The organism is Stenotrophomonas maltophilia complex sp. Om-AH-Sm3 (assembly GCF_059337855.1).
Genome location: NZ_JBYBLQ010000002.1, coordinates 85,168 through 96,784, shown reverse-complemented (window position 1 = coordinate 96,784; position 11,617 = coordinate 85,168). Strand labels below are relative to the sequence as shown.

Genomic DNA, 11,617 nt, shown 5'->3' with positions numbered 1-11,617 from the left:
GCCGAAGGCCCGCCGTCCGCGCGATACAATGACCCCCATGAACACCCCACAGGATTCCAGCCTCGGTCGCGAGGTCAGTTACCCGTCGCAGTACGATCCCGGCCTGCTGTTTCCGATCCCGCGCAGCGGCGCCCGCGCCGAGATCGGTCTCGATGACGGCGCGCTGCCGTTCGTCGGCCACGACCGCTGGCACGCCTTCGAGCTGAGCTGGCTCGACCCGCGTGGCAAGCCGCAGGTCGCCGTCGCCACCGTCCAGGTGCCGTGCACCTCGCCGCGGTTGATCGAATCGAAGTCGTTCAAGCTGTACCTGAACTCCCTCAACAGCACCCGCATCGACAACGCCGAGGCGCTGCGCGCGCGCATCGTGGCGGATCTGTCGGCCTGCGCCGGTGCGCCGGTCCAGGTGGAGTTCGGCCTGCCGGAGCTGCAAGAGACGCCGCTTGGCGAATCCATCGACGGGCTGGACGTGGAGATCGACTGCTACGGCCCGCCGCAGGCGGACTTCCTCGCCGCCGATGCGGGCGAGGTGGTGGAGGAGACTCTGGTCTCGGCGCTGCTGAAGTCCAACTGCCCGGTCACCGGCCAGCCGGACTGGGCCACGGTCAGCCTGCGTTACCGTGGGCCGAAGATCGACCGCGCCGGCCTGCTGCGCTACTTGGTCAGCTACCGCGAGCATGCCGAGTTCCACGAGCAGTGTGTTGAGCGGATCTTCAGCGAGGTGTCCGCGCGCTGCCAGCCGCACTGGCTGGAGGTTGAGGCCCGCTACACCCGCCGTGGTGGCCTGGACATCAACCCCTGGCGTGCCAGCCCGGGCATCGTCGCCCCGGCCGCGACCTACCGCGAGCTGCGGCAGTAACCGCCGCAGGCGGTTACCGGTAGTGGCGGCCGCTGGCCGGCAATCGGCCAAGGCCGGATCCCGTGGCACAGCCGGCCAGCGGCCGGCACTACCGGGTGTCCATTCCCCCGATTGTTCAGCCGCCCCCGGGGCCGGCTTCACATCTGCACCATCCCCATTTAACAACCGCCATGGCACCGTGCCAATCACGTAGTCATGCAGACGGGAGTTGTGGATGAGTACCGAGAAGAAAGCCGATTTCTCCGGCGTCAGTGGCAGTGTCGACAGTACCGCCGAGCAGGTGCCGAAGGCGGACTTCTCCGGCGTCAGCGCTTCGGTGGACAGCACCGCAGACGTTGTCAGCGGCGGCACCTATACCGTGCAGAAGGGTGACTCGCTGTCGAAGATCGCCAAGCAGCATCTGGGCGACGCCAATGCCTGGAAGAAGATCTTCGAAGCCAACCGCGATGTGCTTGATGACCCGGATAAGATCTTCCCGGGCCAGACCCTGAAACTGCCGCCGAAGTAAGCCGGCGATCGAACGCCATCCGACAATCCCTGGGAGGAACCCCGAATGATCAAGACCACCCCGCTCCAGACCGCCCTGATCGCCGCCCTGCTGGGCAGCGTCGCCCTGGTCGGTTGCAAGAAGAAAGAAGAGTCGACCGACACCAATGCCGCTCCGGCAGCGACTGCTCCGGCCGAACCGGCAGCACCGGCCCCGATGACCGGCGCGCCGCCGCCGATGGCCGAAGCCGCTGCTGTCAGCGTCTCGTCGGTCACGGTCGGCAAGACCGCAGCCGCCGACAAGTCGGTTGCGACGACGGCTCTGTTCGCGCCGAAGGACGACATCATCGTCTCGGTCAAGACCGACGGTGCTGCCAACAACGTCACCGTTGGCGCGAAGCTGACCTACCAGGACGGCCAGGTGGCCGGCGAACAGAATGCCACGCTGAACACCAGCGGTGCGGAAACCACCAACGTCACCTTCAAGAATGCAAAGGGCTGGCCGGCCGGCAAGTACCGCGCCGAAGTCACCGTCGATGGCAAGGCGGCCGGAACGCCGCAGGAGTTCGAGGTCAAGTAAGTCCAGCCGACTCTCTCCCGGCAGGGCTCACGATGGACGCAGCCGCGAGGCTGCGTCCTTTTTTGTTGGATGATGGTCGGCTTCATCCAGGCGTCGATGGATCACAGCGTTGCCGGCATGCAGTACCGCCGCGTATGGCACAGCTTTGCCCCGCGCGGCCGAAAACGCGACAATGCAGGGGTTTCCCCGCCGCGCGCCCACCCTGACGGCGACGGGGGAAAGCGCGGGGGCCAACCCCGCGCGCGACACGGTTGCACGTGGCCCGGCGCTGGCGCCGGCCTTCCCCTGAGCATTGCTACAGAGTCCAAGTCCCCCATGTCCAAGATCCTCTACACGCTGACCGACGAAGCACCGTTCCTGGCCACCCAGTCGCTGCTGCCGATCGTTGACGCCTACACCGCCACTGCCGGCATCGTGGTGGAAACCCGTGACATCTCGCTGTCCGGCCGCATCCTGTCGCAGTTCCCGGAACTGCTGTCCGACGCGCAGAAGGTCAGCGACGACCTGGCCGAGCTCGGCCAGCTGGCGACCACCCCGGACGCCAACATCATCAAGCTGCCGAACATCTCCGCCTCGGTGCCGCAGCTGAAGGCGGCCATCAAGGAACTGCAGGACCAGGGCTATCCGCTGCCGGATTACCCGGAAACCCCGGCCGACGATCAGCAGCGCGACTACAAGGCGCGCTACGACAAGGTCAAGGGCAGTGCGGTGAACCCGGTGCTGCGCGAAGGCAACTCCGACCGCCGCGCACCGCTGTCGGTGAAGAACTACGCGCGCAAGCACCCGCACCGCATGGGTGCCTGGTCGGCCGATTCGAAGTCGCACGTCGCGCACATGGCCGCCGGTGACTTCTATGGCAGCGAAAAGTCGGCCACCGTCGCCAACGCGGGTTCGCTGAAGATCACCTTCCACGGCAAGGACGGCAGCGCCGTCGTGCTGAAGGAAAAGACTGCGGTCAAGGCCGGCGAGATCGTCGACGCCGCCGTGATGAGCCGCAAGGCGCTGGCCGCGTTCATCGGTGAGCAGATCGCCGATGCCAAGGCCCAGGGCGTGCTGTTCTCGCTGCACCTGAAGGCGACCATGATGAAGGTCTCCGACCCGATCATGTTCGGCGTGGCGGTCAATGAGTTCTACAAGGACGTGCTGGCCAAGCACGCCGAAGTGCTCAAGCAGGCCGGTTTCGACGCCAACAACGGCATCGGTGACCTGGCTGCGCGCCTGCCGTCGCTGCCGGAAGCCACCCGTGCTGCGATCGAAGCCGACCTGGCTGCCGAGTACGCACAGCGCCCGGGCGTGGCCATGGTCAATTCGGACAAGGGCATCACCAACCTGCACGTGCCGAGCGACGTCATCGTCGACGCCTCGATGCCGGCGATGATCCGCGACTCCGGCAAGATGTGGAACGCCGAAGGCAAGCTGCAGGACACCAAGGCGGTCATTCCGGACCGCTGCTACGCCGGCGTGTACCAGGCCGTCATCGACGACTGCAAGGCGCACGGCGCCTTCGACCCGGCCACCATGGGCTCGGTGCCCAACGTCGGCCTGATGGCACAGAAGGCCGAAGAGTACGGCTCGCACGACAAGACCTTCCAGATCGCTGCCGATGGCGTGGTCAAGGTCACCGACGATGCCGGCACCGTGGTGTTCGAGCACGCCGTGGAAGCCGGTGACATCTGGCGCATGTGCCAGACCAAGGACGCGCCGATCCAGGACTGGGTCAAGCTCGCCGTCGAGCGCGCCCGCCTGAGCAGCACCCCGGCCGTGTTCTGGCTGGATGCCGCCCGCGCCCACGACGCGCAGGTCATCGCCAAGGTCGAGCAGTACCTGAAGGACCACGACACCACCGGCCTGGACATCCGCATCCTGCCGCCGGTGGAAGCGACCGCGTTCTCGCTGGCCCGCATCCGCAAGGGTGAGGACACCATCTCGGTGACCGGCAACGTGCTGCGCGACTACCTGACCGACCTGTTCCCGATCATGGAGCTGGGCACCAGCGCCAAGATGCTGTCGATCGTGCCGCTGATGGCCGGTGGTGGCCTGTTCGAGACCGGCGCCGGTGGTTCGGCCCCGAAGCACGTGCAGCAGTTCGTCGAAGAGGACTACCTGCGCTGGGATTCGCTGGGTGAGTTCCTGGCCCTGGCCGCGTCGCTGGAACACCTGGGCAACCGCTATGACAACGCCGCCGCCCGTGTGCTGGCCAAGGCGCTGGACGAAGCCAACGGCCAGTTCCTGGACAACGACAAGTCGCCGTCGCGCAAGCTGGGTGGCATCGACAACCGCGGCAGCCACTTCTACATCGCGCTGTACTGGGCGCAGGCCCTGGCCGCGCAGGACGAGGACGCCGCACTGAAGGCGCGCTTCGCCCCGCTGGCCAAGGCGCTGACCGACAACGAGCAGAAGATCGTCGACGAGCTGATCGCAGTGCAGGGCAAGGCCGTGGACATCGGGGGCTACTACCGTCCGGATGTGGCCAAGGCCAGCAAGGCGATGCGCCCGAGCGCGACCTTCAACGCCGCGCTGGAGCAGCTGCGCGGCTGATCCAGCGCCGTTCGCCTGCCGCAACATGGAAACCCGCGCTTCGGCGCGGGTTTTCTTTTTCCGGGGCCGCTCGGGGTCAGATCCCTTCTGCGCGCAAAAGGGATCCGACCCCGAGCGATGAAACCGTGACATCCGTCAGCTGTCGGACTGCCGTCAACGGGGCATGAAACTTGCCCGCGATGGCCGTCGCAGAACCGATCAGCACGCCGATGTAGCCCCGCTCAATCTGAGCAGTCGATCACGACGGCCTTCGTCGGCAAACCCTAGCCTTGGCGACGCGAGACCACCGGGGAGGTGGTCGCCCGGGGAACACGGATGGCACGCGTGCTGGTAGTGGGGACCGACATCCAGGGCGAGCAGGCCCTGCTGCAACGGCTGCGCCTGGCGTCGGCACTGCCGGACGGCCAGGTCCGCCGCAGCCAGGACCTGGACGATTGCGACCTGCTGGTCATCCGCGATACCCCGGCGCTGCGCAACGCGGCCCAGCGCATGCGCCAGCAGCGACCGCGCCTGCAATGCTGGATCGAGGACAACGGCGGCCAACTGCGCGACGGCGACGGACACCAGGATGTGCTCGACGACGGTGCCATCGGCCGCGCGCTGCGTCGCATGCAGTTGGCACCGGAGCCCCTGGCCATGCCCGCACCCGCGCTGATACGTCTGGCCGATGGCGCACACGCCATCACCCGCCTGCTGCGCGAGCGGTTGCCGCTGCGCCATGGCCAGGCACTGTTGAGTGATGCGGGCGAACCTTTGCTGTTGATGGATCTGGAGCACGACCAGGCCGTGCTGTTGCAGGAACCCGCGAGCGTGCTGGTGGAGCGCCTGGCCGATGCGTTCGAACGCCTGCAGCTGGATGCGCTGACGCCGGCGCGCCTGCAGGCACTGGCTGGTGAGCGACCACGCCAGCCGCTGCGGCCGCTGCTGTGGCAATGGGCGCAACGCAGCCGCCACTGGCAGGCACTGGACGAACGCCTGCGCGGCGCTTCGGTGAAGCTGCTGCGCTGGCCGGATTTCCGCGTGCTGGGGCACGACCACGATGGATTCCGCCTGTGCTCGCTGCTGCTCAAGCGCGCGTGCACGGTTGAAGAATGCGCGATGCTGCTTGAGCTGCCGGCGGCGGCCGTTCGCGATTTCATCCACGCGGCCTACCTGTGTGGCTACGCGCAGCTGCAGGCCGCCCCGGCGGCGCCGATGGTGGCGACCGGTGGCACCCGCACCGACAACGGATTGCTTGCCCGCCTGTGGCGGCACCTGCGTGGGAGTGAGCGCAATGCGTGAGCACAAGGTGGTGGTGCTGGGCGGCATGGGCAGCGGAAAGTCGACGCTGGTGCGCAGCATCGCGGCCGGCGCCGTAGTCGACACCGATGTGGCCAACAGTGATCGCCTCGGTGCCGACAAGGCCTCCACCACCGTCGCGCTGGACTATGCAGACATCGACCTGCCCAACGGCGAGCGCCTGCGGCTGTACGGAACGCCCGGCCAGCAGCGCTTCGACTTCCTGTGGCCGATCCTGCTGCAGGGTGCACGGGGCGCGGTGCTGCTGCTGGACGCACGTCGCGCGGGCCTGGCCAGCGAGCTGCAGGACTACCTGCAGGTGCTGCAGCCGTTTGCATCGTCCTTGGCACTGGTGGTGGCGGTCACCCACCTCGACCAGGCGCCGCAGGCGGCACTGGATGACTGGGCCAGCCGAGCCTGCCTGGACGACCAGCCACTGCCGCTGCTGGCCATCGATGCCCGTGACCGGGAACAGGGACTGCTGCTGATGGACGTACTGATGAGCGAAATGGAAGCGCACGCACTGGTGGCTGCGCATGGCTGACGGGCAGATGGCGGTATTGCCCGACGCCGGCCAGCGTGAGCGCCTGCAACCCCTGCTGCAGGACCTGCAGCAGCGGGTCGAAGGGGTACGTACCGTGGTCCTGGCCAGCGTTGATGGCTTCGCCCTGGTCAGCGCCGGAGCCGACGGGCGCGGTGAACGGCTGGCGGCGATGACCAGCGCGATGCTGGCGTTGGCCGCAGCGGTGGGGCGCGAACTGGTCCTGGGCGATCTGCAGACGCTGATGCTCGAAGCGATCGGCGGGAAGGTGCTGATGCTGGCGATCCAGGCCGAAGGGCGTGCGCCGCTGCTGCTGATGGCGGCCTGCGACCAGCGCAGCGTGATCGGGCAGGTGCTGTGGCAGAGCAGGGAATGTGGCCAGGCGATCCTGGCCGAACTCGGCGGATCGTGAGCCCGGCCGCAGGGGAACGAGGGGCTCGAACCAACATCGACAAGGGGTGCGACGTGGCTGGATTGAATGAATCGTTGAACGCACTGATGGGCATCGACGGCGCGCAGGCAGTGGCGCTGGTCGACTACGAAAGCGGCATGCTGCTCGGCGAAGCCGGTGCCGGCATGGACATGGAAGTGGCCGCCGCCGGCAATACCGAAGTGATCCGGGCCAAGATGAAGACCGCCGCCTCGCTGAACCTCAATGACAGCATCGAGGATATCCTGATCTCGCTGGGCAAGGCGTACCACATCATGCGACCGGTCGCGAAGAAGAAGGGCCTGTTCTTCTACATCGTGCTGGACCGGACCAAGTCCAACCTTGCACTGGCCCGACGCAAGGTGCAGGACGTAGAGGCCGAACTGGCGATCTGAGCCGGTAGTGCCGGCCGCTGGCCGGCGTCTGCATCGATCCATCGACGGTCCAGGTGCTGCCGGCCAGCGGCCGGCACTACCTTCGCACTCGACGCCATTGCACACGCCAGCGTATGGTGAAGCCGGTCCTTCCGGGTGAGCCCTGCATGTCCGAGCCTGACATCGCTGCCGAGCTGGCGCCGCGCATCGCCGGCGCCATCCGCGATGGTTTCGAGCAGTACCATGCCCGCTTCGCGGCGATCACCGCCCGTGCACGGCAGCGCTTCGAGCAGCGTGACTGGGCGGGCGCGCGCCAGGATGCAGTCGAGCGCATCGCGTTGTATGACCTGTGCATCGCCGAGCAGATGGATGCACTGCGCCGCCTCGCCGGCGAAGCGATCGGCGAGCGCGCGCTGTGGCTGCAGGTGCATGCGCAGTACAGCGCACTGCTGCGGGGGCTGATCGACGCCGAACTGTACAAGACCTTCTACAACACGTTGTCGCGGCGCCTGTTTTCCATCCGTGGCGTGGATCCGGCGCTGGAGTTCATCGCCTTCGATGTCGAGCCGTCCGACGCGATCACCCATCCGGTCGCCCGGCATACCTATGCCGTCTCGCCGACGCGGCCGGTGGAGGCCCTGCAGCGCGTGCTGGCCGACTACCGTTTCGACATTCCGTATGCGCACCAGTTGCGCTGCGCGGCGGCGATCGCCGTGCGCCTGCAGGATGATCTGGCGCACTGGGGCGATACGCCGGTGCGCAGCATCGAGCTGCTCGACACCGTGTTCTATCGCGAGCGCCGTGCCTACCTGGTTGGCCGCGTGTTCGGCGAGCACCGCTTCTCACCGTGCGTGATCGCACTGGTCAACGATGAGCGTGGCCTGCGTGCCGACGCGGTGCTGACCCGTCGTCGCGACGTCGCCCACCTGTTCGGTGTATCGCGCAGTTACTTCCAGGCTGACCTCGCCACGGTCGGCGATGCGGTGGTGTTCCTGCGCAGCCTGCTGCCGGGCAAGCCCATCGATGAGATCTACACGGTGCTGGGACGCGCCAAGCAGGGCAAGACCGAGCGCTACCGCACCTTTTTCCGCCACTTCAACGAGCATCCGCAGGAGCGGCTGGTGCCCGCCGAAGGCACGCCGGGCATGGTCATGGCGGTGTTCACCCTGCCCAGCTATCCGCTGGTGTTCAAGCTGATCCGCGACCGCTTCGCCTGGCCCAAGGCGATGTCGCGGCAGCAGGTGGAAGAGAAGTACGCGCTGGTGTTCAACCTCGACCGCGTCGGCCGCCTGCTCGATGCGCAGCCGTATCGCCACCTGCGCTTCCCGCGAGACCGTTTCGCACCGGCCTTGCTGGAAGAGCTGCTGCAGCAATGCGCGCAGACCGTGCGGGTCGATGGCGAAGAGGTGGAAGTGGCACTGTGCTACGTACAGCGCCGCTTCCGGCCATTGAACCTGTACCTGCGCGAGCAGGGCGGTGAGGCCGTGCGCGCGGCGGTACTGGACTATGCGCAGGCGATCACCGACATGGCGCGCAACAACATCTTCCCCGGTGACATGCTGCCGAAGAATTTCGGCGTATCACGGCATGGGCGGGCCGTATTCTACGACTACGACGAGCTGTGCCTGGTCAGCGACTGCGTGTTCCGCGCCTGGCCGCAGCCGCGTACGCCGGAGGAAGCGATGTCCGACGAGCCGTGGTTCCATGTTGGTCCGCGCGATGTGTTTCCCGAGCGCTTCGGCCCGTTCATGGGCCTGCCCGCTGCAGAGCTGGCAGCGGTGCGCGAGCACTACCGGCACCTGTTCGACCCGGGCTGGTGGCAGGGCCTGCAGGAACGCTTCGGCCGAGGTGACTATCCGGACACGCCGCCCTATTCGGGCGCGCACCGGCTGGCCTGAGCCGGCTGTCCTGGGCGCTTGGGCTGAGGTACTCTCGCCGATCATCACCAAGGATCCGGCAATGATGCGTTCTCCACTGTTTCTCGCCCTCGCGCTGGCCGTCGGTGCCGGCGCCCCCCTGCTTGCAGGTGACGCCACTGCGCAGACCGCACGCGCTGTACGTGCGACTGCGGAAATGAGCATGGTGCTGTCCGGTCATATCGAGGTCACGCCGGAGGGCGCGGTCAGTTCGCTGGTGCTGGACCAGAAAGCCATGGTCGCTCCGGGCATCGCCTCCTTCGTCGAAGGCACCATCGGGGGCTGGCGCTTCGAGCCCACGCTGCGCGCTGGCCAGGCGGTGGCCACGCGGGCCCCTTTGCGCGTTCGCCTGCGCGGCAAGGCTGCGGCCGATGGCGGTTATGAAATCAGCATGACCAGTGTCGACTTCAGCGAGTACGATCCGAAGGCCACTGATTCGGTGACCCCGCTGCACATGACACCGCCGCGCTACCCGGAGGCAGCCTACCGAAACGGTGGCCAGGGTGAGGTGCTGCTGCTGGTCAAGGTGGCGCGCGACGGAACAGTGGCCGACGTGGCCGCCGAGCAGGTGAACATGGCTGTGGTCGCGTCCGAGCGGACCCTGGCCAAGATGCGCGACATCCTGGCCAGAGCCAGCGTCAGCACCGCCCGTACCTGGACCTTCAAGCCGCCGACCACCGGCGAGGACAGCACCCGGGACAGCTGGACGGTTCGCATCCCGGTGAACTTCGCCCTGAACCATGATCCCAATGCAGAGGCGGAACGCTATGGCCGCTGGCGCGCCTTCATTCCGGGGCCGCGGCAGAGCGTGCCGTGGCACGAGGCTGACCCGGTCGAGCAGGCCGGCAGCGATCTGCTGCCGGAAGGCGGCGTCTACATGGTGGACGGCGCCAAGCGCGGCCTGCGCCTGCTGACCCCGCTGCAACAGAGCTGAGACCCGCTGCGGAGCCGGGCAGCCCGGCTCCGCGTCAGTCGGCGTACGGGTAGACCACCACCCGGTTGCGGCCCTGTTCCTTGGCCATGTACAGCGCCTTGTCGGCCAGCCGCAATGCCTGCTCGGCGTCGACATGGAAGCTGGGGAAGTGAGCCACGCCCAGCGACACGGTGATGGTGCCGACCGGTTCGAATGGGTGATCGGCGATATGCTGGCGCAGGCGTTCACCGGCCTGGCGGGCCGAGTCGGTACTGATGCCCGGCAGCAGCAGCAGGAATTCCTCGCCGCCGGCGCGGCAGAGGATGTCGCTGTCGCGCGAATAGCGGCGCATCTGGTCGGCGATGTGGACGATGGCGGCGTCGCCGACGTCGTGGCCATGGCTGTCGTTGATCGACTTGAAGCGGTCGATGTCCAGCGCCAGGATCGCGAACGGGATGCCCTGCACCTGCAGCGCGTCCAGCGCCTGCTGCAGGCCGCGGCGGTTGAACAGGCCGGTCAGCGGGTCGGTACGGCTGGCACGGTTGAGCGTACCGATACGGTCCTGCAGGGCATTGAAGCTGTGCAGCACTGCCTGCTTGAGTTGGGCGACCTCGAAGTACCACGCGCGGATGCCGCTGACGTGGCTGATCGCATTGCCAGTGTCTTCGCCGCCCTGCACGTTGCGTGCGAGCTGCCACAGTGGCAGCGAGATGCGGCGGGCGAACCACCAGGTGACCAGCAGTGACAGCAGGCCGAGCGGGATCGCGTTCCAGATCACCGCGGTCATCAACCGCGACAATGGCTGCAGCGTGGCCTCGGTCGGCCGCTGGGCGACGATGCCCCAGCCGGTGGCCGGTACCGGTGCATAGCCGGCCAGCATCGACACGCCCAGGTTGTTGCGGACCTGCTGCGCACCGCGTTCACCGCGCACGACTGCCTTCACCGCCGGGTTGCCGACCACGTAGTCGCCGACCCGCTTGCCATCGGCGTGGTACAGCAGGCGGCCATTGCGGTCCACCACGTACAGGTACGAGCCGTCGCGGTAGTAGTGCTTGCCCAGCAGCGTGTGCAGCGCACTGCGCTGGCGCAGGTAGAGGGTGCCGCTGACGTAGCCGCGATAGCGGCCCTGGCGGTCGAAGATCGGATGCGACAGCGAGACCAGCAGCTTGCCGGTGGTCGACTGGTAGGGATCGCTGATCATCGGCTGGCGCGCGGCCAGTGCGGCGTTGTTGCCGGCGCTGTGCAGGATCTCGCCCTGCAGCTGCAGGGTCTGCGGCGAGGTGGCGATCACCAGACCATCGGCGTCGACCACCAGCGAGGAGTTGAAGCTGTTGGTCTGCAGCTGCAGCCGGCTGGCTTCATCCTGGGCCTGTGCCGGATCGAGATCATTCTGGCCGAGCCGGGTGGCGGCGTAGGCCAGCTCCTGCTGCGCGGCCAGCAGGAAATTCTGGGTGGTCTCGGCCAGCTTGGTGGCATAGACGCGGTTGGCCTCCAGCGTGTTGCCGACCAGCTGGTCGCGCTGCACGCGGTAACTGGCGAGCAGGGTATTGGCCAGGGCGATGATGGCGCTGAGCAGGGCCAGGGCGAGGATCAGCTTGCCCAGGTTGAGGCGGGGGGACAGCGTTCGCATGCGTCGACGGATCCGGCAGTAGGCTGGACCCGACCGGTTCTCCGGAAGGGGCGACAGCGGGAATCGGTGGCCACG

General features: G+C 67.3%; 11 protein-coding genes. 10 read left to right on the top strand and 1 reads right to left on the bottom strand.

The window, feature by feature from the left end; translation table 11 throughout:
• Positions 1 to 37: 37 nt before the first annotated feature.
• The 10 genes from queF (at position 38) to AC10QF_RS03085 (ending at position 9,933) form a co-directional block, all read left to right on the top strand.
• Positions 38 to 856 (top strand): NADPH-dependent 7-cyano-7-deazaguanine reductase QueF, encoded by an 819-nt coding sequence (gene queF / locus AC10QF_RS03130; RefSeq protein WP_155030217.1) that lies wholly within the window; start codon positions 38 to 40, stop codon positions 854 to 856.
• A gap of 214 nt (positions 857 to 1,070) precedes the next feature.
• Complete coding sequence (locus AC10QF_RS03125) at positions 1,071 to 1,364, top strand: LysM peptidoglycan-binding domain-containing protein (RefSeq protein WP_005419771.1); 294 nt, start codon at positions 1,071 to 1,073, stop codon at positions 1,362 to 1,364.
• Positions 1,365 to 1,409: 45 nt separating this feature from the next.
• Positions 1,410 to 1,922 carry a hypothetical protein gene (locus AC10QF_RS03120; protein WP_049410689.1) on the top strand — a complete coding sequence of 171 codons (513 nt, stop codon included), beginning with the start codon at positions 1,410 to 1,412 and terminating at the stop codon, positions 1,920 to 1,922.
• Positions 1,923 to 2,237: 315 nt separating this feature from the next.
• A complete protein-coding gene (locus AC10QF_RS03115; RefSeq protein ID WP_111097310.1) occupies positions 2,238 to 4,460 on the top strand; it encodes an NADP-dependent isocitrate dehydrogenase in 2,223 nt (740 codons plus the stop codon).
• Positions 4,461 to 4,775: 315 nt separating this feature from the next.
• Entirely contained in the window at positions 4,776 to 5,741 is a 966-nt protein-coding gene (locus AC10QF_RS03110) for a hypothetical protein (protein WP_049410695.1), read from the top strand.
• Positions 5,734 to 6,282 carry a GTP-binding protein gene (locus AC10QF_RS03105; RefSeq protein ID WP_049410698.1) on the top strand — a complete coding sequence of 183 codons (549 nt, stop codon included), beginning with the start codon at positions 5,734 to 5,736 and terminating at the stop codon, positions 6,280 to 6,282. Before AC10QF_RS03110 ends, AC10QF_RS03105 begins: the two co-directional genes overlap by 8 nt.
• Complete coding sequence (locus tag AC10QF_RS03100) at positions 6,275 to 6,691, top strand: roadblock/LC7 domain-containing protein (RefSeq protein ID WP_111097311.1); 417 nt, start codon at positions 6,275 to 6,277, stop codon at positions 6,689 to 6,691. Before AC10QF_RS03105 ends, AC10QF_RS03100 begins: the two co-directional genes overlap by 8 nt.
• A 53-nt stretch (positions 6,692 to 6,744) precedes the next feature.
• Positions 6,745 to 7,104, top strand: coding sequence for a hypothetical protein (locus AC10QF_RS03095; RefSeq protein WP_005419760.1), 360 nt, complete (start codon positions 6,745 to 6,747; stop codon positions 7,102 to 7,104).
• A 146-nt stretch (positions 7,105 to 7,250) separates the two neighbouring features.
• Positions 7,251 to 8,981, top strand: a complete 1,731-nt coding sequence (gene aceK / locus AC10QF_RS03090) for a bifunctional isocitrate dehydrogenase kinase/phosphatase (RefSeq protein ID WP_494541722.1) — start codon at positions 7,251 to 7,253, stop codon at positions 8,979 to 8,981.
• A gap of 61 nt (positions 8,982 to 9,042) precedes the next feature.
• Positions 9,043 to 9,933, top strand: coding sequence for an energy transducer TonB (locus AC10QF_RS03085; protein ID WP_134730138.1), 891 nt, complete (start codon positions 9,043 to 9,045; stop codon positions 9,931 to 9,933).
• Between the two features lie 34 nt (positions 9,934 to 9,967).
• On the opposite strand, the gene AC10QF_RS03080 is transcribed toward AC10QF_RS03085, so the two are convergent.
• The gene (locus tag AC10QF_RS03080) at positions 9,968 to 11,542 is read right to left on the bottom strand and encodes a sensor domain-containing diguanylate cyclase (protein WP_494541721.1); all 1,575 of its coding nucleotides are present in this window, start codon (positions 11,540 to 11,542) and stop codon (positions 9,968 to 9,970) included.
• Between the last annotated feature and the right edge of the window lie 75 nt (positions 11,543 to 11,617).

Bases quoted from the DNA above. Each gene is read 5' to 3' on its own strand.
- queF (WP_155030217.1), top strand. From the start codon at position 38: ATGAACACCCCACAGGATTCCAGCCTCGGTCGCGAGGTCAGTTACCCG.
- AC10QF_RS03125 (WP_005419771.1), top strand. From the start codon at position 1,071: ATGAGTACCGAGAAGAAAGCCGATTTCTCCGGCGTCAGTGGCAGTGTC.
- AC10QF_RS03120 (WP_049410689.1), top strand. From the start codon at position 1,410: ATGATCAAGACCACCCCGCTCCAGACCGCCCTGATCGCCGCCCTGCTG.
- AC10QF_RS03115 (WP_111097310.1), top strand. From the start codon at position 2,238: ATGTCCAAGATCCTCTACACGCTGACCGACGAAGCACCGTTCCTGGCC.
- AC10QF_RS03110 (WP_049410695.1), top strand. From the start codon at position 4,776: ATGGCACGCGTGCTGGTAGTGGGGACCGACATCCAGGGCGAGCAGGCC.
- AC10QF_RS03105 (WP_049410698.1), top strand. From the start codon at position 5,734: ATGCGTGAGCACAAGGTGGTGGTGCTGGGCGGCATGGGCAGCGGAAAG.
- AC10QF_RS03100 (WP_111097311.1), top strand. From the start codon at position 6,275: ATGGCTGACGGGCAGATGGCGGTATTGCCCGACGCCGGCCAGCGTGAG.
- aceK (WP_494541722.1), top strand. From the start codon at position 7,251: ATGTCCGAGCCTGACATCGCTGCCGAGCTGGCGCCGCGCATCGCCGGC.
- AC10QF_RS03085 (WP_134730138.1), top strand. From the start codon at position 9,043: ATGATGCGTTCTCCACTGTTTCTCGCCCTCGCGCTGGCCGTCGGTGCC.
- AC10QF_RS03080 (WP_494541721.1), bottom strand. From the start codon at position 11,542: ATGCGAACGCTGTCCCCCCGCCTCAACCTGGGCAAGCTGATCCTCGCC.